The following is a 20,006-nucleotide window of genomic DNA, read 5'->3' as shown; positions in this document are numbered from 1 at the left end:
GGTTTACTCTCGTGCCCGCAACCGGCGCGCGTAATTGAATGGGCCTCGTAATGTCGAGGTGCAGTAGAGAGGTTGACCCCGTCCGGCTGGTCTATGCCTCCCCTGAACACACGGAACTGTCACCTGCCTGTCATTTACGATAGACAAAGAAGAGTTGCTGGAGGGCTCTGAATGATTCTCGCGCGGGCGGGCAAATACTGCATCGGTGCTTTATTTGCATTGGGTGCAGCACATGCGCAGGCCGATGTATTGGAAATCGATGGCGACGGCGCCCGGTGGGTTGCCGGCGATCTTGTCATGGCGCTGCCCAGTGCGAGCGCGCCGATGGACAATGCGCGCGTCGATCTCAATGCCGTGGTCATATCCGATGGGATCGCGGCTGATCCGGTCATGCACACGAAAGGTGTGCCTGCGATCTACGCAGCAAAGGTGCACGAACTGTCGCAGCGCTACGATCTTAGTCCCAGCCTGCTGGAGGCGCTTGTATGGCAAGAAAGCCGCTGGCGCGAAAACGCCGTCTCTCACGCTGGCGCGCGAGGCCTGGCCCAATTGATGCCGGGTACTGCCGCGTATCTCGGCGTCGACCCCGACGATCCTCACCAGAACCTGGAGGGCGGTGCACGGTACCTTCGCGAACAACTCGACCGGTTCGACGGCGACCTGGAAATGGCGCTTGCCGCTTATAATGCAGGCCCGGGCCGTGTTATAAGGGCTGGGGGTATCCCGAATATTCGTGAGACGAAGCAATATGTTGCTGCCATTATGGGCCGTCTCGCAAACCATTCGCGGCCTGATGCACGGTAAGCGTGATTGGGCCGGCACTAGATAAGACTTTGAGGATAATGGACAACTTGATGAATTCGCTTTTCAATCTGCCTGCACGCGTGGCCGCATTTGTTACGGCGATGCTGATGCCGAGTGCGGCTTTTGCCCAAGGCGTGGATCCGGCGGGGTCCGGACCGATCAACAACGCGCTGCTCTGGCTGCAGGGCACCTTGCTGGGGACAGTGGCCACGACCGTAGCGGTCATGGCGGTCGCTGCAATCGGCTTCATGATGCTTACAGGCCGGATGAACTGGCGCTTTGGCGCGACCGTGATAATCGGCGTGTTCATCCTGTTCGGCGCGACCACGATCGTCGCCGGCATTCAGGCTGCGGCAGGATAGGAACCGGGCGATGAGCGATCTTTCCCGTCACCCGGTCCACCGCGCCCTTACCCGTCCGCAGATGTTTGCGGGCGTCACGCTGAATTTCTTCGTCATCAACATGATGGTGACGACAATCGCATTTTTGATCCTGAAGGATTTGTTGATCGCCAACGCCGCGCTGATTGTGGCGTTCCTGCTCGTGCCGGTGGTCATGCATGTGATCGGATACTTTGCTTCGCTGCGCGAACCGCGTATTTTCGACCTCTGGATCACCAAGGTATCGAAGTGCCCGCGCGCGCCCAATTACAAAAGGTGGGGCTGCAACAGCTACGCCCCCTGATTTTGATGTATAGATGGCCGCCTGAAAGGAGGGCCGTTCGAAATGAAGAAATGGATCGGACCTGCGGCATGGAGCGCTAAGGAAGCGCGCGCCGGAGATCGCCTGCCGTACGAGCGGCTGATCGATGAAAGCACCGTGTTGCTGCGCGATGGATCGGTGATGACCGCGATCCAGGTGCCGGGCCTGCTGTTCGAAACCGAGGATTCCGACGCGCTCAGCGCCCATGCTGCAACGCGTGAGGTGATGCTGCGTTCGGCGCTCGATGCCCGGTTTGTGCTGTATCATCACGTGATCCGGCGCCGCGTCGAAGTGGAACTGGATGCCGAATTCGACGACCCTCTCTCGCGCCATATCGATGCGCGCTGGAGAGAGCGTCTGGCAGGCGGCTCGCTGTTCATCAACGACCAGTTCATAACGCTCATTCGCCGTCCGGCGAGGGGCAAGACCGGCCTTCCCGAGCGCATGGGCAAATTCTTGAAGCGCCGCGGCAGGGACGAATTGCAGGCCGATCCAAAGGACTTGCGCAGCCTCAAGGCGGCAGCCACCGGGCTCGTTGCGTCGCTATCGGCCTATGGTGCGAGCGTGCTTGCCGATTATGCCACAGCGGGATCAGGCATCGGCACCAATTCGGAAATGCTCGAATTGCTTTCGGCGATCTACAATGGCGAAATGCGCCCGGTCCGCCGTCCGCAGGACGGCACGGATATTGGCCAGATGCTGCCCTATCGCAGAGCAAGCTTTGGCCTCGATGCGATGGAGCTTCGCGGGTCAGGCGATCCGGAGTTTTCCGCGATCCTTGGCCTCAAGGATTATCCGGAGGCCACGTCCCCCGGCTTACTCGACCCGCTCTTGCGGCTGCCTTACGAAATGATCGTCACCGAAAGCTACGCGCCCAACGAGCGGACGACCGCGCGCGAGCGGATCGACCTTGCGCTGCGGCGCTTGCGGTCGGTCGACGAAGAGGCCGCCGCAGAGCGCGCCGACATGATGGCTGCGCGGGACGCTTTGGGTAACGGTGCGGTTGGCTTTGGCGATCACCATCTGACCGTGCTCGTGCGGGAGCGCACGCTCGACCGGCTCGACGATGCGACGGCTGCCTGTTCTGCCGCGCTCGCTGACGCTGGCGCAATTGCGGTGCGCGAAGACACCAATCTTGAACCGTCCTTCTGGGCGCAGTTTCCTGGCAACGAGGAATATATTGTCCGCCGGGCACTTATTTCCTCAGCGAACATGTCGAGCTTTGGCAGCTTTCACGGGTTCGCGCTGGGACAGGCGGGCGGAAATCACTGGGGCGATGCGGTAACCCTGCTCGAGACGACCAGTGCGACGCCGTTCTTCTTCAATTTTCACCACGGCGACCTTGGCAATTTCTCGGTCATCGGACCTTCGGGCTCGGGTAAGACCGTGGTCATGAATTTCCTCGCGGCGCAGGCGCAGAAGTTCTCGCCCCGCACCATCCTGTTCGACAAGGATCGCGGGGGCGAGTTGTTCATCCGCGGGATCGGCGGCCGGTATGACCGGATAAGCCCGGGCGAACCGACCGGTTTCAATCCGCTTGCTCTGCCCGACACCCCTTCGAATAAGGCGTTCCTGCGCGATTGGCTCGGCGTGTTGCTGAATGCGGACGGTCCGGAGGAATTTGCGCTGATCAGCTCGGCGGTCGATGCTGCGTATCAGAACGATGCAAGCCTTCGCCGCCTGCGCCATTTCAAGGAATTGCTTGCTGGGGCAAAGCGGCCAGAGCCGGGCGACCTGGCCGACCGATTGGGTGCATGGATCGGTAATGCGAGAGGCGATGGCGGCGAACACGCATGGCTGTTCGATAATGAGCACGATGCGCTCGATCTCGATCAGCGCGTCCTCGGGTTCGACATGACCGCGCTGCTTGAAAATCCGCGCCTGCGCACGCCGGTCATGATGTACCTGTTCCACCGCATTGATGAACGGCTGGATGGCAAACCCACCATCATTCTCATTGATGAGGGCTGGAAAGCGCTCGATGACGAGGTCTTTGCCGCGCGCATTCGCGACTGGCTGAAAACCTTGCGGAAACGCAACGCGCTTGTCGGGTTTGCGACGCAATCAGCCCGCGACGCGCTGGAAAGCCGCATTTCGACCGCATTGGTCGAGCAGACTGCGACCATGGTGTTCATGCCCAACAGCCGGGCGCGGCCGGAGGATTACTGCGATGGGTTTGGTCTCACTGACCACGAGCTTGCGCTGATCCGCACATTGCCGGCGCATTCGCGCTGCTTCCTGGTGCGCCAGCCCGATGCCAGCGTCGTGGTCAGGCTCGACCTGTCAGGAGCGCCCGAGGTGCTGACCATTCTCTCTGGCCGCGAGGCTTCTGTGCGCAGGCTTGACCTGCTGCGCGAAGCGGTCGGTGACGAGCCGTCGCAGTGGTATCCCGCGCTCACCGGCAGTGCATGGCCCGATGGCACGGGCGAAGTGGATGAGAATGGAATTCCGTTACCGGTATGGCAGGCGGCGGAATGACGACGACGTGTGACCTCGCTGCCCAAGACATGGGCACAGGCGTTGCAGCCGCGCTGGCTGCGGTCGATTGCATAGCCTCGCAGGTCAGCGAGCAGGCTTTTGGCCGGCTTTTCGGGACTGATGGGCAGCTGGCATTCGCGCTGACTTTGATGCTGGTGCTTTATGTCGCGTTCTTCGGCATCAGCTTGATGCTTGGGCGGTCGAACCTTTCGGTCAGGGCTCTAGTCCCGAAACTCATGACGCTGGGCCTCGTGCTGACCTTTGCCACCAGCTTTGCGGCGTTTTCGTCGATCTTCTACAATATCTTCATCGGCGGACCCGATCAGATTGCGCGGATACTGACCGGCACGGACGGGTCGGCGACCGCTACCTTTGCAACGAAGCTCGATATCGTCTTCCTCGCCGTGCAGGAGGCGAGCGGAGATACAACCGATATCAGCGCATTTTCACCGGAAGGAATGATGTGGCTGGGGGCGATGCTCCTGCTGCTGGGAACGGTCGGCTTGCTGGTGACCGCCCGGATTGGCTTGGCACTGTTGCTTGCTATTGGTCCGATCTTCGTGGTGCTCGCACTGTTCAATGGCACGCGCGGGCTTTTTACCGGTTGGCTGAAGGGCGTGACCATGCTGGCGCTGGCGCCGCTTTTCGCGGTGCTCGGCGGCTCGATCATGCTGGAGATGGCTGTGCCGATCCTCGCCTCTCTCGTCGCGGTGCCGGGGCAGATCGATCAGCAGGCTGCGATGGCGTTCTTCCTCGTGGGATCGGTACATGTTGCGCTGATGCTGATGGCACTCAAGGTTGCCGGCACGATGGTATCGAACTGGCAGATCTTCGGTCTTGTACCGTCCAGGGAAGACCGCATCGACAGTCCGCGCGCAGCGCCCGCCGCCCTCGCACCCGCTCCGGTTCAACCGCGCGCGGCTCAGGTCGCTCCGGCAGCAGTGCAGGCTGGCCAGCGCAGGACCGGCGTGGCACCGCAAACGTCCGTTGTAGCCGCCAATGACACGGGCATGGGCCCCGCGACAAATGTTCGCGAGACCAAGGTTTTTGCGACAACTTCAGGAAGCGGTCAGACTGCGCCGCTTAACCCCGCCAACTCACGCACGCGCGGAATTGGCAACCGGTTTCGTTCGGCACCGCAGCGCGGCAAACCAGGCGCCGCAAGCAATTCGGAGAATACATGATGACCCGCGCCGACATTACTCGGCTTCCCGTGATCTGCGCACTCGCGCTCGTCATTGCGAGCCCGTTGGCCGCGCAAGATACGCGCTTGCGCACGCTCGTTTACGATGCAGCGGTACCGTTGTTGAAATCAACGGCAAGGTAAAGGTTCAAACGACGATCAAGTTCGCTCCTGATGAAGCGATCGAGAATGTCGCTATCGGCGACAGCCAGGCTTGGCAGGTGCAACCGAACAAGGCGCAGTCGCTGTTGTTCGTGAAGCCGCTTGCACGCAATGCGCGGACCAACATGACCGTCGTCACAAACAAGCGGACATATCTGTTCGACTTAGTGGCGAGTCCTCGCAATGCGCCGCTCTATGTCTTGCAGTTCCGTTACCCCGAGCTTGAGAAAGCCCGGGAGGCCGCACGGCTGGCTGCCGAAGCCGAAGCAGCGCGAGCCGCTGCGAATCCGAGCGAAATGGCGGCAGCCACCGATCCCTACGCAGTGGCCGATCCGTCGACGCTCAATTTCGAATGGGCGGCAAAGGGTGACAGCGACCTGATCCCGGCGCGCGCTTACGACAATGGCGAGGCCCTGTTCCTCACCTGGCCAGAGGGGACGCCGATCCCTGCTATCCTCGTGACGAACGATGACGGCGAAGAAGGTCCGGTCAATTTCACGGTGCGCGGCGAGACCGTCGTGGTCGATGCAGTTCCAGCGCAGGTCATCCTGCGTTCGGGCGGCGATTCTGCCACCTTGACCAATACCGGACCCGTCCGGACAAGCGCACGTAGTGGCGACAAGGTTGGCAGCAGGGGCAAGGGATCATGATCGTCCGCCTCAGGCATTTTGCGATGGAGATTAAGTGATGCGTCTGGCGATGCGACTGCCGCCCAAGAGCGGCGATGGCTCAGAAGCGAATGAGAACGATCCGCGAGAGCTTGAATCGGCCGAGATCATCGATCTTGCAAGCCGCAACGGCTTTCCTGCCATTGCCGACCGCAAAGCGAAGTCCGACGGGCTTGGCCTCGCAGCTGGCGTTGCCATAGTTTGTCTGCTTGGGGCCACGACGTTTTGGGCCATGCAATCCGCACAGGTCCCCGATCAGCAGCCGGTCGGTAACGCAAATATCGCTCCGCCGCAGCAGGTTGCGGTTCCCGCGCCTGTGGTTGCGCCGCCGCCGCAAGAGGTCATGCCGATGCCTGATCCTGCGCCTGCGCCGATACTGTCCAACAATCCGAACCAATCATTGGCGCCTGCAACCAATCCCTATGCCAGCCCGACGATGATTTACGATGCGAGCACCGCTGCGCAGGCCAATCGCCTTGCAGAAGCCCCCGCAGGCGCGGAAGCGCTCACCGGTCCTAGCACCGGCGATAGCGGCGGCGAAGGTGCCGCAGCGGCGTTTGCGAGCCGGATTGGCGGCGTTGGCGGCGCTCCGGCTCAGGCCCGCGCCATGACCAACCCATCGACCACGGTCACACAGGGCACTTTGATTCCTGCGATCCTTGAAACGGCGATCAACACCGATGTGCCGGGTTATGTCAGGGCAGTGGTCAGCCAGGACGTACGCAGTTTCGATGGAACGCGGGTTCTGGTGCCGCGTTCGTCGCGGCTCATCGGTCAGTACCAATCGGGCGTCCAGAATGGCCAAAAACGCGCTTATGTCATCTGGCAGCGCCTGATCCGGCCTGACGGAGCCTCAGTCAATATTGCTTCGCCCGCCGTCGCTTTCGATGGAACGACTGGCCTTGAAGGCGATGTCGACAATCATTTCTTCAAGCGCTTCGGTTCGGCTCTTCTGCTTTCGGCGATCGACGGTATCGCGGCGGTTGCATCGGGCGGAGCCTCGCTCGTGGTTGGCGGCGGGTCAAGCGCGGCAAGTACGGCGCTGCAACAGGATGGCGATATCGGACCGACGATCCGCGTGCGTCCTGGCGAGCCGATCCGTGTATTTGCAGCGCGCGACCTCGATTTCACAACCGTATCGGGATCCTGAGGCAGCTGCGATCTCATGAGCGCCGATATCCATCCCTTGTCTTCCGGCGGCGACAGCTCCGACACGGAAGATGCTGCAAAGCGGGACAGCCTGATCTCCATGAGCGAGCGCAGCGTCTATCTCGATGCCTATCTGGAGCCTTTCAAGCGCTGGCTCGACCGGGACACAGTGACGGAGATCATGGTCAACCAGCCTGGTGAGGTCTGGATCGAAGACGCCTCGGACCCCGGCATAAAACGCATTGCGACGCCCGAAATCGATGACCGCCTGGTGCAACGTCTGGCTGAGCAGGTCGCTCGTGTTTCGCATCAAGGGATCAACCGCGAGCATCCATTGCTGGGCGCGACTTTGCCCGATGGCGCACGTATCCAGTTTTGCGGCCCGCCGGCAAGCCGCAAGCACTGGGTCATGGCGATCCGCCGACACAGGCGGCTTGACCTTCCGCTCGATGCCTATGACAGCGGCCCGCTCAAGGGCGAGACCGAAGTCGTGATGCCGGATGCACAGATGGAGCCGATCGCCTATCTGCGCGAGGCAATCCGCAACCGCCGCACCATCCTCATTTCGGGCGGCACCAGCACTGGCAAGACGACTTTCCTCAACGCGATGCTGGGTGAGATCCCCCGGCAGGAGCGCGTGGTTCTGGTCGAAGATACCCCGGAACTGAAATTCCCCGGCGAAAATTCCGTCGGTCTCGTCGCGGTGAAGGGGGAACTCGGCGAAGCCAAGGTTACCGCCAACGAATTGCTTCAGGCGGCCCTGCGCCTTCGACCTGATCGCATCGTACTGGGCGAACTTCGCGGCGCGGAAAGCGTTTCGTTCCTGCGCGCCATCAACACCGGACATCCCGGCAGCTTCTCGACGATCCACGCAAACTCGCTGCGAGGCGCGCTCGAGCAGCTCTCCCTGATGGTGATGCAGACGGGGATCGGGCTGACGCGCACCGATACGATTGCCTATTCGGCGAGCGTGATCGACGTGATTGTGCAGCTAGGCCGCGATGCCAACGGCAAGCGCGGTATCACGCAGATCGCTGATAGCCGTTCACTCATCTGACCATATCGCGGCTCGCTTGGTCGTTCAATGGTGACAAAGATGTGACAAGGCGCGCTGCGTGATTTACACCGCGCGGCAATGCTAGGATGCGCAGCCTGTGCGCGTGAGGAATTGCATCGGATAAGGGCCAGCAGCTGTAGTCATGAGCAGTACGCCGATCATCAACAAGGCCGCAAAGCCGATCTCGACACCGCCCGCATGGCCGCCGAAACCCGATCTGGCGGCTGAACAGGAGGGTGCGTACTTCAATCGCGAACTGTCGTGGCTGTCGTTCAATGAGCGTGTCCTCGCCGAGGCTCACAATGTCCGTTATCCGCTGCTTGAACGCCTGCGGTTCCTCTCGATCTCGGGCAGCAATCTCGACGAATTCATGATGATCCGCGTAGCCGGTCTGGTCGGGCAGGCGCAGCGTGGCATCGACAAACCTTCGATCGATGGCAGGACCCCGACCCAGCAGCTTTCCGCGATTCGCGAAAAGCTGGCGATGCTGACCGATTGGCAGCAGGACATCTGGCGCGACCTTCACGACCGGCTCGCCGAAGCGGACATCCATGTCGCTGATGAACAGCGGGTCAACCCGGCGGCGCATGAATGGCTCAAGTCCTTCTTTCTAGAAGAAATCCTTCCGGTCATCACGCCGCAGGCGCTCGATCCCGCCCACCCGTTTCCATTCGTCCAAAACGAGGGGATGGGGCTGCTCTTCACGCTGACCCGCGACGCCGATCAGGACCAGATCATCGAGATGATCCTGATACCGAGCGCGCTGCCGCGATTTGTCCGCGTCCCCAATGAGCGCGGCGATGAAGGCGAGGCCATCTACATCTCGATCGCGAGCCTCATCCAGCGCTATGCGCACAACCTGTTTCCCGGCTTCACGATAGAGGGCGACGGCTTGTTCCGCGTCTTGCGCGACAGCGATATCGAGATCGAGGAAGAGGCCGAAGATCTCGTGCGGACCTTCCGTAGCGCGATACAGCGCAGGAGGCGCGGCCAGGTCATCCAGCTTGAGCTCGAAGATGATTTCGACCCCAAGGGTGAAGCCATCCTGCTCGAACAACTTGGCGTCCACGAGGCGGCTGTCATCAAGACCGACGGCATGATTGGGATCGACGGGCTTTCGGAAATCGTCAACGAGGACCGGCCCGACCTGAAATTCGACGCCTACTCGCCGCGGTATCCAGAACGCATCCGCGAGCATGACGGCGATGCCTTCTCGGCGATCCGCGAAAAAGACATCATCATTCACCACCCTTATGAAAGCTTTGAAGTGGTGGTCGATTTCATCCGGCAGGCCGCCGAAGACCCCGATGTCGTCGCGATCAAGCAGACCCTTTACCGCGCAGGTTCTCAATCGGCGGTAATCAATGCCTTGATCGATGCCGCCGAGCGGGGGAAGTCGGTGACAGCAGTGGTCGAATTGAAGGCCCGCTTCGACGAAGAGCAAAACCTGACATGGGCAACCAAGCTCGAAAGAGCCGGCGTGCAGGTCATCTACGGCTTCACCGACTGGAAAACCCACGCCAAGGTCGCGATGGTCGTCCGGCGCGAGGATGATGGCTTTCGGACTTACTGTCATTTCGGGACGGGAAACTATCACCCGATTACAGCCAAAATTTACACTGATCTGTCGTTCTTCACAGCCGATCCAAAGCTGTGCCGCGATGCAGCCAAGATGATGAATTTCGTCACGGGATATGTCGAACCCAATGCGCTGGAATTGATCTCAATTGCGCCGCTCGACCTGCGCGAAGAACTCTATCGGCGGATCGATACAGAAATTGCCAATGCCGGGAAGGGAAAGCCTGCGGCTATCTGGATGAAATGCAACCAGATCACTGATCAAGGCATGATCGACCGACTCTATGTCGCCAGCGATGCAGGCGTGCAGGTCGAACTTGTAGTGCGCGGCATTTGCTGCCTGCGACCCGGCGTACCCGGAATGAGCGAGAACATCCGGGTAAAGTCGATCATTGGCCGCTTCCTTGAGCACAGCCGTATCTATGCGTTTGCAAATGGACAGGCCATGCCGGGGCCAAATGCGGCGGTTTTCATTTCCTCGACCGACCTGATGGGACGGAACCTTGATCGGCGAGTGGAAAGCCTGATCCCGATCCTGAACCGGACCGTGCACGATCAGGTGCTGCAGCAGGTCCTTCTCGCCAACATGCTCGATACCGACCAAAGCTGGTGGCTCAATGCAGATGGCAGTTATTCGCGCGTCGAGACCGACGGTAAGGCGTTCAACTGCCACCGCTATTTCATGACCAACCCGTCACTGTCAGGGCGCGGCGGCGCGCTGGAGGCGGGTGCAGTGCCCAAATTGTCGCTGCGCAAAGGCCGTGCACGATGAGCTATCGCAAGAAGCGTGCAGAGCGCGAAGGTGCATTTTCCGGCAGGATACCCACGAGGGCGATCCTAGACATAGGGTCCAACACCGTCAGGTTGGTCGTCTATGGCGGCTCGATGCGCGCGCCCACGGTTTTGCTGAACGAGAAGGTCACCGCGCAGCTCGGGCGCGATATTGCCAGCAAAGGGCTGCTCGCTGATGAGGCGATTGATCTCGCGATGCGCGGACTGCGCCGATTTGCGCTGCTTCTGGATGACCTCGCGATCGACGACGTTGAAACGGTCGCCACGGCGGCGGTGCGCGATGCAAGCAATGGCGGCGAGTTTGTCGAGAGCCTGCGCGCGCTCGGCTTCGAACCCCGCGTTATTTCCGGAGAGGAGGAGGCCTGCCTCAGCGCCAACGGTGTGGCAGGCGCGTTTCCCGGAGCAAGCGGGACGGTTGCAGACCTCGGAGGCGGAAGTCTCGAACTTGTCGCCATCGAAGACGGAGAGGCTGGCGAAGCGATATCGCTCCCGCTAGGCACATTGCGCCTGCCCGATTATCGCGACGAAAAGTCCGGTGAAGCCGCCATGCGCAAAGCCCTGGAAAAAGCGCTGAAGAAAGGCGCAGGCGACTTTGGCAAGACCATCGGCAAGGGGCAGCCGCTCTACCTCGTCGGCGGGACATGGCGCTGCATGGCGGTCTACGCCATGCAGGAGGAGGGCCATCCCCTGTCCGACCCGCACGGGTTCGAACTTGACGAGAAGGGCGCGCAGAGCCTTGCCAAGGCGCTCGCTTCGGAGACCTCCGACAGCTTGAAGGATAGAGACCGGATTTCCTCCATGCGAGCCGGAAAGCTTCCAGATGCTGCGGTGCTGCTCCAAGCGCTCCTGTCACGGATCGAACCGAGCGGCCTCGTTTTCTCGTCATGGGGTCTGCGTGAGGGTCTGCTCTACGATCGCTTGCCATCGCATGGGAAGGCGCAAGATCCCTTGCTTGCCGGCGTGGGCGTCTTCGCAGCGCAGCGCGGGGCTCCGCCGACGCTGGCGGCGCAGATCGCCGGTTGGACCGTGGACGCTGCGCCGTCGCGCAAGCATGGCAGCGAGCGCCTGCGCCTCGCCGCAACGATGCTCGCGCTCGCCTCGATGCAGATCGAGCCGAATATCAGGCATCCCCAAGCCGTCGAATGGGCGCTGCACAAACGGTGGATTGCCATTTCCAGCGAAGGCCGCGCCATGCTTGCAGCGGCGATCGCGGCAAATGGTAACAATCTCGATCTTCCATCACAGGTGACAGAGCTTGCGAGCAGCGAGGCGCTCGAAGAAGCAATATGCTGGGGCCTCGCGGTGCGTCTGGCGCGCAGGCTGGGCGCAAAGTCACGCCGATCATTGCAAGTCAGCCGCCTGATAGTGCGCGGCGATGATCTCGTACTTCGGCTCGAAGAAAGCCACGCGGCCTTGTGCGGCATTCCGACCGAAAAGGATCTGAAGCTCCTCGCCGGAAGGCTCGGGATGGAATGGACTGTCGAAACCGTGGCCGATGGAGAATTGCACACAGAAGCAGATGATTTGACGGAAATCGCAGCGAAATAGCGGCTAGGCCTCGGCGCGATGCTCTTTCCCGGAAAAGGGCGAGAAATCCGTGTCAGTGTCGAACAGGTCGACCCCTTCCGCCTTCTTGAGCCGCGCGACGACGGCATAGGTGACAGGGGTTAGAGCGGCCTCCCACAAGACCTTGAGCAACCAGTTTGTGACCATCACCGTCAGTACGGCTTCGGTGGTCCAGATGCCGTAAAATGCGATCGGGTAGAATATGAGGCTGTCCACGCCCTGTCCTACGATTGTTGATCCTATGGTGCGCGTCCAGAGAGCCTTGCCCTTGGTCCAGACCTTCATTTTGGCCATGACGTACGAATTCACGAACTCGCCTGCCCAGAACGCGGTGATCGATGCAACCACGATCCGCCATGTGCTGCCAAAGACCGAATTGTAGGTTTCCTGGCAGATCGACCCCGGAACCGTTTCTGTGCCAGTCTTGAAAGTGAGGCTATCGGAAGCGGAGCAGGTCCACTGGGCGAACGCCGGTAGGCTGACGACTATGTAGCTCATGAAAGCGAGGAAGATCATCGCTGCAAAGCCGGTCCAGATGACCCTGCGCGCGCGGGCGAAGCCGTAAATCTCGGTGAGAATATCGCCGATCACGTACCCCAGCGGAAAAAACAGGATGCCGGCGCCGTAGATGAAAACGCCGTCGGCGGCTGGCCACCACCCTTGCGGCCACCAATTCACCTCGACAAAGGTAAGCTTGGCCGCGCCGATAATGTTGGACAGCAGCAGGATCGCGACGAACGCCGCCATGACGAAATCGTAATACCGGAATGCCACCGGTGCATTGCTGGTCGCCACGATCCCGTCGCTCGGATCGTCGTCGAATTCGGCTGCGGGATCGGGTTTATCCATATGCCGCGGCCCTAGCGCGATTTGAAAGGCTGGCAAAGCACGCTATTGGGACGTGCGTGCGCGCCCGTAGCTCATCTGGATAGAGCGCGAGACTTCTAATCTTGAGGCAGCAGGTTCGAGTCCTGCCGGGCGCGCCAATCATCTCATCCTGCCAAAGCAACTGTTCGTGCGGCCATCCCGCCGCAAGCCTAGACGATTCGCGCGAGGTTCAGGTGCAGTATTGGAGTGTCCGGCTCCCCGTCTTGCCAAGGAGAAGTTCAATGAACAGACTGTTCAAGTGCACTCTTGCTATTGCCGTTCTCGCCGCTCCGGCGTCGGCTGCTGCCCACCCGATAATCGTCGAGCGCGATCGCGGTCTTCCGCATGCGCCAAACAATGACAGCAATTCATACTGGCTCGATTACAAGACCGATATCAGTGAGGCGAAACGCGAGCTTGCAAGCGATCTGCAGCGGGCGACCGATGAAGAGGATCGCCGAGACGCGTACGAGGAATACCGGCGCGAAATTGCCGATGCCCGCTATGATTATCGCAAGGAAATGCGCGAGCGCGGTTACCGCGTGGCCGATTTTCGCGAAGACCGGTTTCACGTTTCGCGGCGTTGAATTCCTATCCCCGAGCTACGCTTTGCAGCAGCTCTGACGTTACCGGATAGCCTGCGTCTTCGAGGATCGTGAGCACCGGCTTGCCGCCATTTTCATCGACCTTGGGAATGATGGTCTTCACCGGGATCGCTTCAGCCTGAGCGCGCGCATCCTCGAAGCTGCCGAACAGGGCGAGCCGCTCCAGGTTGCGGCGGGTAGGGAAGATAAGCTTGATTTCGCCGCGCTCGGCGGCGTCCAGCGCGCCTTGTGCGCTTACCCAGAACAGGTGCGTGTTTTCGGCATGGTCGATCGACACATCGACCTCACCGGTACCGAGATCTGCCAGATAGAACCGGGTGTCATAGACCCGGCTCAGCTTCTCATTCTGCGGGAACCAGCGTGCGAAGGGGACGATCTGGGCAAAATCGAGCGTCCAGCCGAACGCTTCAAGCACCGGAGCCAGTTCCCCGCCGGTTTCGAGCATTGCCCGAGCGTCCGCAGCTCTTTCGGCTGTGATGTCCCCTGAAAGTCCCAGTGCGAGTCCGGTTTCCTCAAGCGTTTCGCGAATGGCCGCGATCTGATGCGCGGCTTCATCGACTGGGATCGAAATGTCGCCGCTGCTCGCGGTTTCCTGCGCCAGCTCATAATCTGCCGGATCGACGCGCCCGCCCGGAAACACTGCCATCCCGCCGGCGAAGGTCATATTGCGTGAGCGCACCGTCATCAGCAACTCGGGCGGGCCGCCGTCTGCGGCCTTGCGGAAGATGACGATCGTCGCTGCGGGGATGCCCTCAGGGCTGGAAGTCTCAGACATGCGTTGTGTGATGGCGCGTCCAGCCGCTCTTGCCAAGGGTGCGGCGGAAATCGCGAAAAGCAGCATCTACAGTGTCGAGAAACTTTACAGATGCGGCTCTGTAAAGATTGCGTTTACCACCGTAAGCCGCGCATTCGAGCCGCCAATCGAGTTTGGCACGGCCGATGCATGGTATAGGGCAGCCCAAGTGGTCTTCGAAACGAGATCGACCTTTTCTGGTCTCTAGGTCCGATCTCCCCGTTAAAAAAGAACCGCCTTGCTTTGGTCAGCAAGGCGGTTTCTTTTTGTGCGCGGGGCAAATCGAGCTGGGGTTCAGCTTTCCGCTTTGGCGACGCCCTGTTCGTCAAGCAGCTGCTTCAGCTCTCCTGCTTCAAACATTTCCATCATGATGTCGCTTCCGCCGATAAACTCGCCTTTGACGTAGAGCTGCGGAATGGTCGGCCAATCCGAATAGCTCTTGATCCCCTGGCGGATTTCCATGTCCTGCAGCACATCGACACTTTCGTAGGCGACCCCGCAGTGATCGAGGATCGCAACCGCGCGGCTGGAAAAGCCGCATTGCGGGAAAAGCGGAGTGCCCTTCATGAACAGGACGACATCGTTGTCGCCGACAAGGGATGAGATGCGGGTGTTGGTATCAGCCATGATGATATGCGGCCTCTGGTAATATGTGTCTGATGCGAGTTTACGTGGGGACAACGGTGGTCACTTGCAAGGCATGCAGTTCGCCGCCCATGCGTCCGCCGAGCGCGGCATAGACCAGCTTATGCTGCTGGACACGGCTCTTACCGGCAAATTGCGGCGCCTCCACCGTTACGGCCCAATGGTCATCGTCCCCTGCGAGGTCGGTCAAATCGACCTTCGCGCCGGGAAGGGCCGCGGCGATTGCGGTCTCGATGGCGGAACGGGACATTGGCATGGTTTAGCTGTCGCCCATCAACTGGCGCTTGGCCTGGATGGTCATTTCTTCAAGCTTTGCGCGGATGTCGGCTTCGCTGACCTCGCAATCGGCAGCGGTCAGATCGCCGAGCAGCTTGCGGATGACGTCCTCATCGCCCGCTTCCTCGAAATCGGCCTGCACGACAGCTTTCTTGTAAGCGTCGGTTTCTTCTTCAGTGAGGTTCATCAGGCCAGCTGCCCATTCGCCAAGCAGTCGGTTTCGCCGTGCTGCAAGCTTGAAAGCGGTTTCTTCATCCATTGCGAATTTGGCTTCTTCCGCGCGTTCACGGTCCTTGAAATCGGTCATGAATGTCCCTCCTGCATTGTGTCTGTTCTGAAATAGGTGCGCGCTGCGCGCGTCACAAGCGCCGCGCCCGGCTTCTTTTTACATCGTGACGACGAGTTTTCCGACAGCCTCGCGGTTTTCGAGCTTGGCTATTGCTTCGCCTGCGCGTTCAAGCGGGAAGGTTTCCGACACCAGCGGATCGATCTTGCCCGCCTTCATGAGGTCGAAGAGCTCCTTGACCTGGGCTACGAATTTCTCGGGCTCCCGCGCGGTGAATGCGCCCCAGAATACCCCGCAGATATCACACGATTTGAGCAGTGTGAGGTTGAGCGGCATCTTTGCGATCCCCGCAGGGAAGCCGACCACAAGGAAGCGTCCCTCCCAAGCAATCGAGCGCAGGGCCGGTTCAGAATATTGTCCGCCGACAATGTCATAGACGATATTCGCGCCGCCGGGACCGCAAGCGGCCTTGAACGCGTTTGAAAGCTCTTTGGAGGCGGCCTTGTCCATTTCCTCGCGCGGATAGATCACGACCTCATCTGCGCCGGCCTGCTTGGCGACTTCGCCCTTCGCCGCGCTTGATACGGCAGCGACAACGCGCGCGCCGAACGCCTTGGCCAGCTCGACCGCAGAAAGCCCGACGCCGCCGGCTGCACCCAGAATGAGGACGGTATCGCCCTCTTTGATGTGCCCGCGATCTTTCAGGCCGTGGATCGTTGTGCCGTAAGTCATCAGCAGCGATGCCGCTTTCTCGAAGGGCACGCCGTCGGGGATGGGGAACATCCGTCCGGCCGGAACCACGACTTTTTCCGCCAGTCCGCCATTGCCGATACCGGCCATCACGCGGTCGCCCACCGCATAGCCTTCAACGCCTTCGCCGACCGCTTCGATCACTCCAGCAAGCTCGCCGCCGGGTGCGAAAGGGCGTTCGGGTTTGAATTGATAGAGATCGCGGATGATGAGCGTGTCTGGGTAATTGATCGCGCACGCCTTCACCGCCACCAGCACTTCGCCCTTTCCGGGGGAAGGCGTTTCGATTTCATCGAGTTTAAGCGTTTCCGGTCCACCAGTCTCGTGGCTGCGCATGGCTTTCATCGTGGGTCTCTCCATTAAATCTGGGTGCCTTTGGTGAGCCAGTCCTGCGCTCCCGCGCGCTGGCTCTCGAACCTTCCGATTGCGCCCTGCCGTTCAAGTGTCAGCGCGACTTCGTCAAGGCCGTTCAGCAGGCAGTGTTTGCGGAATGGATCGATGTCGAAAGCGAAACGGTCCTGAAACGGCGTCGTGACTGTCTGCGTTTCGAGATCGACAGTTATCTCGTGCCCTTCGCGGGCGACTTCGAGCAAGCGGTCGACCGCGTCCTGCGGCAAGACGACGGGAAGTATGCCGTTCTTGACGGCGTTTCCGGAAAAAATGTCGGAATAGGACGGTGCGATAACCGCGCGAATGCCGAGGTCGAGAATTGCCCAGGCGGCGTGTTCGCGGCTCGATCCGCAACCGAAATTGTCGCCCGCGATCAGGATCGGCGCCCCTGCATTGGCCGGATCGTCGAAGACGTTACCGGGCTCGGCGCGAAGCGATTCAAAGGCGCCTTCGCCAAGGCCCTCGCGGGTGATGGTTTTCAGCCATTTGGCCGGGATGATTATGTCGGTATCGACATTCTTTGCGCCGAAGGGAATGGCGCGGCCTTCGACGCTTTTGAGCTGTTCCATTACTTAGCCGATGCCGGGAAAGCGGGCAGCCGCCCCAAGTGGCGCGAATCATGCTGGATGATCACAGTCGCATCGAGCGATTCCGCAATCGCATTGAAGCGTTCGAACGATGCCAGAGTGTCGGCGCGATCGGTGTTGAATTCGGGCACACCGCGATTGGTGACCTGCTCTTCGAAATGGAAGAGATCGCCGGTCAGCAGGACGTCGCCCATTTCCGGCATCCTGACAAGCAGGCTTGCATGACCGGGAGTGTGTCCCGGCATGGCTTTCACCAGCACGGAGCCGTCTCCGAAAACATCGTGGTCATGGGCGATAGCCGTCACTTCGCCCGCATCGTCGCCCAGCCACGGTGAGAACGGACGCGGATCGACGAGTTCATTGGGCGTGACCGTCGCCTTGACCACTTCCCAGTCCTTGGCTCCGATCAGCAAGGTCGAGATCTGCGAAGTCTGGCAGCTGGCTCACGTGATCGAAATGGTAGTGGCTTACACCTGCGTAAGTAACGTCGCTTGCCGACACGCCGATCTGTTCAAGCTGGCTCACTATCGATTGCTGCACTGACAGCGTGAAGACACCTTGAGTGAAACTCTCACCCACAAGGTCTTTGTCAGGCCGGCATCCCACAGCAGGTAGTCGCTGCCATTGCGAATGAGATAGCAGCTGACGACCAGTGTGCGCGGTTCACCGTCATACAGGTGGGCGTCTGAAAATGGGGCTGCATCGCTCAGGTCGATCTGGCCGCAATCGAGGCGCCACATCTCAAGATCGGGTTCCTGCTGCGCACCTTGCGCCGACAGCGGTGATGTCAGCGCGGTCGCGCCGAGTGTCGCAAGCAAAAGTCTCATCCGTGCCTCTCCCGCAAATACGCCCTGTGGTTCAGTCGGTTTCTGGCGGTTCGCCTGACGGTATCTTGCCGGACGGGTCCGATCCGGTCGCGCTGCCTTCGGGCGTCTTCCGAAATCGCTTCCCGGCATAAAGCAGGGCTGCAGCAATTGCAGCGGATCCGATTGTCGCAGCGGCGCCTATTGCGGCATTACGCGCAGATTTGTTTTTCGCGGAATCTTCGGGGGGTTTCTTGGTCATGTTTATCTTTATGGCTGGGGTCAGGGACAGGGGCAAGCAGAACGAGGTTCACATGACCTCGATGGTTGATCAATCAAAATCCCGTACATCCGCCAGCTTACCAGTGACCGCCGCTGCAGCGGCCATTGCGGGTGAAAGCAGGTGCGTGCGCGCACCTGGTCCCTGGCGCCCTACAAAATTGCGGTTCGATGTAGATGCGCAGCGCTCGCCCGGTGGAACCTTGTCCGGATTCATGCCGAGACAGGCCGAACAGCCCGGCTCGCGCCATTCGAAGCCTGCGTCGAGAAAGATGCGGTCGAGACCTTCTTCCTCGGCCTGCCGTTTGACGAGACCTGAACCGGGCACGACGATGGCCCAGCGCACATTAGCCGCTTTCTTGCGGCCCTTCAAAATGCTCGCAGCGGCGCGCAGGTCTTCGATCCTGCTGTTCGTGCATGATCCGATAAAGACGTTTTCAACCGGCACATCGGTCATTTTCGTACCCGGTGTGAGCCCCATATACTCAAGGCTCTTTTGCGCAGCCGCTCGCTTGCTCTCGTCGGCGAAGCTGTCGGGTGAGGGGACCTCGCCCCCGATGGCAACGACATCTTCCGGGCTGGTGCCCCATGTCACGGTTGGTTGCACATCGCCCGCCTGGATCACAACAGATTTATCGAACTGCGCTTCCGGGTCGCTCTTGAGCGTGCGCCAATATGCGATTGCTGCGTCCCAATTGTCTCCTATCGGAGCCATTGGCTTGCCCCTGAGGTAATCGAACACGGTTTCGTCCGGTGCAATCAATCCGGCTCTCGCCCCGGCTTCGATGCTCATATTGCACACGGTTAGGCGCTGCTCGACGCTCATTTTTTCGAAGACCGGCCCGCGATATTCGATGACATGGCCCGACCCTCCTGCCGCACCGATGACGCCGATGATGTGCATGATCAGGTCCTTGGCAGTTACACCGGGGGGAAGGTCACCTTCCACTCGCACTTCCATCGCCTTGGAGCGCTGCAACAGCAGGGTTTGTGTCGCGAGCACGTGCTCGACTTCGCTGGTACCGATCCCGAACGCAAGAGCGCCGAGCCCGCCATGACTGGCCGTGTGGGAATCGCCGCAGACAATGGTAGTCCCCGGCAGCGAAAACCCCTGTTCCGGCCCGACTACGTGGACGATGCCCTGTTGGTCATCGGCATCGCCGATATAGCGAATCCCGAATTCGGGCGCGTTTTTCTCGAGCGCCTCGAGCTGGGCTGCGCTTTGCGGGTCGGCGATCGGCACCTTCGCGCCGCTCGCATCGCGCCGCGGAGTTGTCGGGAGGTTGTGATCAGGCACGGCGAGGGTGAGTTCGGGCCTCCTGACGGGCCGTCCGGCGAGTCTGAGCGCCTCGAATGCCTGCGGGCTGGTCACTTCGTGCACGAGGTGACGGTCGATATAGATTATCGCAGTGCCATCGTCGCGCGTTTCGACCACATGGTCGTCCCAGATCTTTTCGTAAAGCGTGCGCGGTTTGGTGGCCATCATGGGTTCCAATGTGTTTCAGTGCTGCGATTAGCGGCGATAACGCAACACTGGCAAGCTACTGATTGTACCAGCGGCATTTCGTCATGGTATTGAAAGCATT

At 60.4% G+C, this 20,006-nt stretch carries 23 protein-coding genes and 1 tRNA gene; 12 read left to right on the top strand and 12 right to left on the bottom strand.

Going from position 1 to position 20,006, the window contains the following annotated elements; genetic code table 11:
• The first annotated feature begins 171 nt into the window (after positions 1-171).
• From AC0L39_RS12545 to AC0L39_RS12500, 10 genes are all read left to right on the top strand, one after another.
• Entirely contained in the window at positions 172-804 is a 633-nt protein-coding gene (locus tag AC0L39_RS12545; protein WP_473258343.1) for a lytic transglycosylase domain-containing protein, read from the top strand.
• A gap of 50 nt (positions 805-854) precedes the next feature.
• Entirely contained in the window at positions 855-1,166 is a 312-nt protein-coding gene (locus AC0L39_RS12540) for a TrbC/VirB2 family type IV secretion system protein (protein ID WP_473258341.1), read from the top strand.
• Between the two features lie 10 nt (positions 1,167-1,176).
• Positions 1,177-1,488, top strand: coding sequence for a VirB3 family type IV secretion system protein (locus tag AC0L39_RS12535; protein ID WP_473258339.1), 312 nt, complete (start codon positions 1,177-1,179; stop codon positions 1,486-1,488).
• Between the two features lie 42 nt (positions 1,489-1,530).
• Positions 1,531-3,984, top strand: coding sequence for a VirB4 family type IV secretion/conjugal transfer ATPase (locus AC0L39_RS12530; protein WP_473258337.1), 2,454 nt, complete (start codon positions 1,531-1,533; stop codon positions 3,982-3,984).
• The gene (locus AC0L39_RS12525; protein ID WP_473258335.1) at positions 3,981-5,168 is read left to right on the top strand and encodes a TrbL/VirB6 family protein; all 1,188 of its coding nucleotides are present in this window, start codon (positions 3,981-3,983) and stop codon (positions 5,166-5,168) included. Before AC0L39_RS12530 ends, AC0L39_RS12525 begins: the two co-directional genes overlap by 4 nt.
• Positions 5,098-5,979 (top strand): TrbG/VirB9 family P-type conjugative transfer protein, encoded by an 882-nt coding sequence (locus AC0L39_RS12520; protein ID WP_473258333.1) that lies wholly within the window; start codon positions 5,098-5,100, stop codon positions 5,977-5,979. The genes AC0L39_RS12525 and AC0L39_RS12520 overlap by 71 nt, the downstream gene beginning before the upstream one ends.
• 37 nt (positions 5,980-6,016) lie before the next feature.
• The gene (locus AC0L39_RS12515) at positions 6,017-7,147 is read left to right on the top strand and encodes a TrbI/VirB10 family protein (protein WP_473258331.1); all 1,131 of its coding nucleotides are present in this window, start codon (positions 6,017-6,019) and stop codon (positions 7,145-7,147) included.
• 15 nt (positions 7,148-7,162) lie between these two features.
• Positions 7,163-8,203, top strand: coding sequence for a P-type DNA transfer ATPase VirB11 (virB11, locus tag AC0L39_RS12510; RefSeq protein ID WP_473258329.1), 1,041 nt, complete (start codon positions 7,163-7,165; stop codon positions 8,201-8,203).
• Positions 8,204-8,345: 142 nt separating this feature from the next.
• Positions 8,346-10,553 (top strand): RNA degradosome polyphosphate kinase, encoded by a 2,208-nt coding sequence (locus tag AC0L39_RS12505; RefSeq protein ID WP_473258327.1) that lies wholly within the window; start codon positions 8,346-8,348, stop codon positions 10,551-10,553.
• The gene (locus AC0L39_RS12500) at positions 10,550-12,121 is read left to right on the top strand and encodes a Ppx/GppA phosphatase family protein (RefSeq protein ID WP_473258326.1); all 1,572 of its coding nucleotides are present in this window, start codon (positions 10,550-10,552) and stop codon (positions 12,119-12,121) included. The genes AC0L39_RS12505 and AC0L39_RS12500 overlap by 4 nt, the downstream gene beginning before the upstream one ends.
• A gap of 3 nt (positions 12,122-12,124) precedes the next feature.
• On the opposite strand, the gene AC0L39_RS12495 is transcribed toward AC0L39_RS12500, so the two are convergent.
• The gene (locus AC0L39_RS12495; RefSeq protein WP_473258324.1) at positions 12,125-12,988 is read right to left on the bottom strand and encodes a queuosine precursor transporter; all 864 of its coding nucleotides are present in this window, start codon (positions 12,986-12,988) and stop codon (positions 12,125-12,127) included.
• A gap of 60 nt (positions 12,989-13,048) precedes the next feature.
• Between AC0L39_RS12495 and AC0L39_RS12490 the strand changes: the two genes are divergently transcribed.
• Both AC0L39_RS12490 and AC0L39_RS12485 read left to right on the top strand, forming a co-directional pair.
• Positions 13,049-13,125, top strand: a tRNA-Arg gene (locus tag AC0L39_RS12490).
• 123 nt (positions 13,126-13,248) lie between these two features.
• On the top strand, positions 13,249-13,593 hold the full coding sequence (locus tag AC0L39_RS12485) for a hypothetical protein (protein WP_473258322.1): 345 nt from the start codon (positions 13,249-13,251) through the stop codon (positions 13,591-13,593).
• A gap of 4 nt (positions 13,594-13,597) precedes the next feature.
• Here AC0L39_RS12485 and AC0L39_RS12480 read toward each other — a convergent pair whose 3' ends face one another.
• The 11 genes from AC0L39_RS12480 to leuC all read right to left on the bottom strand — a co-directional run bounded on the left by AC0L39_RS12480 (position 13,598) and on the right by leuC (position 19,903).
• Positions 13,598-14,386 carry an NUDIX hydrolase gene (locus AC0L39_RS12480; RefSeq protein WP_473258320.1) on the bottom strand — a complete coding sequence of 263 codons (789 nt, stop codon included), beginning with the start codon at positions 14,384-14,386 and terminating at the stop codon, positions 13,598-13,600.
• A 312-nt stretch (positions 14,387-14,698) separates the two neighbouring features.
• Positions 14,699-15,031, bottom strand: a complete 333-nt coding sequence (gene grxD / locus AC0L39_RS12475) for a Grx4 family monothiol glutaredoxin (RefSeq protein ID WP_473258317.1) — start codon at positions 15,029-15,031, stop codon at positions 14,699-14,701.
• Positions 15,032-15,071: 40 nt separating this feature from the next.
• Positions 15,072-15,305, bottom strand: coding sequence for a BolA/IbaG family iron-sulfur metabolism protein (locus AC0L39_RS12470; RefSeq protein WP_473258315.1), 234 nt, complete (start codon positions 15,303-15,305; stop codon positions 15,072-15,074).
• A gap of 3 nt (positions 15,306-15,308) precedes the next feature.
• Positions 15,309-15,632, bottom strand: a complete 324-nt coding sequence (locus AC0L39_RS12465) for a DUF1476 domain-containing protein (protein ID WP_473258313.1) — start codon at positions 15,630-15,632, stop codon at positions 15,309-15,311.
• A gap of 78 nt (positions 15,633-15,710) precedes the next feature.
• A complete protein-coding gene (locus AC0L39_RS12460) occupies positions 15,711-16,706 on the bottom strand; it encodes an NADPH:quinone oxidoreductase family protein (RefSeq protein ID WP_473258312.1) in 996 nt (331 codons plus the stop codon).
• A gap of 14 nt (positions 16,707-16,720) precedes the next feature.
• Positions 16,721-17,320 (bottom strand): 3-isopropylmalate dehydratase small subunit, encoded by a 600-nt coding sequence (gene leuD, locus AC0L39_RS12455; RefSeq protein ID WP_473258310.1) that lies wholly within the window; start codon positions 17,318-17,320, stop codon positions 16,721-16,723.
• Positions 17,320-17,751 (bottom strand): MBL fold metallo-hydrolase, encoded by a 432-nt coding sequence (locus AC0L39_RS12450; protein WP_473258308.1) that lies wholly within the window; start codon positions 17,749-17,751, stop codon positions 17,320-17,322. The genes leuD and AC0L39_RS12450 overlap by 1 nt, the downstream gene beginning before the upstream one ends.
• Positions 17,696-17,839 (bottom strand): hypothetical protein, encoded by a 144-nt coding sequence (locus tag AC0L39_RS12445; protein WP_473262376.1) that lies wholly within the window; start codon positions 17,837-17,839, stop codon positions 17,696-17,698. Before AC0L39_RS12445 ends, AC0L39_RS12450 begins: the two co-directional genes overlap by 56 nt.
• A 23-nt stretch (positions 17,840-17,862) precedes the next feature.
• The gene (locus tag AC0L39_RS12440) at positions 17,863-18,165 is read right to left on the bottom strand and encodes a hypothetical protein (protein ID WP_473258307.1); all 303 of its coding nucleotides are present in this window, start codon (positions 18,163-18,165) and stop codon (positions 17,863-17,865) included.
• A gap of 31 nt (positions 18,166-18,196) precedes the next feature.
• A complete protein-coding gene (locus AC0L39_RS12435; protein ID WP_473258306.1) occupies positions 18,197-18,403 on the bottom strand; it encodes an isopropylmalate isomerase in 207 nt (68 codons plus the stop codon).
• A gap of 69 nt (positions 18,404-18,472) precedes the next feature.
• Positions 18,473-19,903, bottom strand: coding sequence for a 3-isopropylmalate dehydratase large subunit (gene leuC / locus AC0L39_RS12430; RefSeq protein ID WP_473262374.1), 1,431 nt, complete (start codon positions 19,901-19,903; stop codon positions 18,473-18,475).
• Positions 19,904-20,006 lie beyond the last annotated feature (103 nt).

This window comes from Erythrobacter sp. K21-9, from assembly GCF_055808355.1.
Note: the sequence above shows the minus strand (reverse complement) of the source record. Positions and strands in the feature narration are given on the sequence as shown.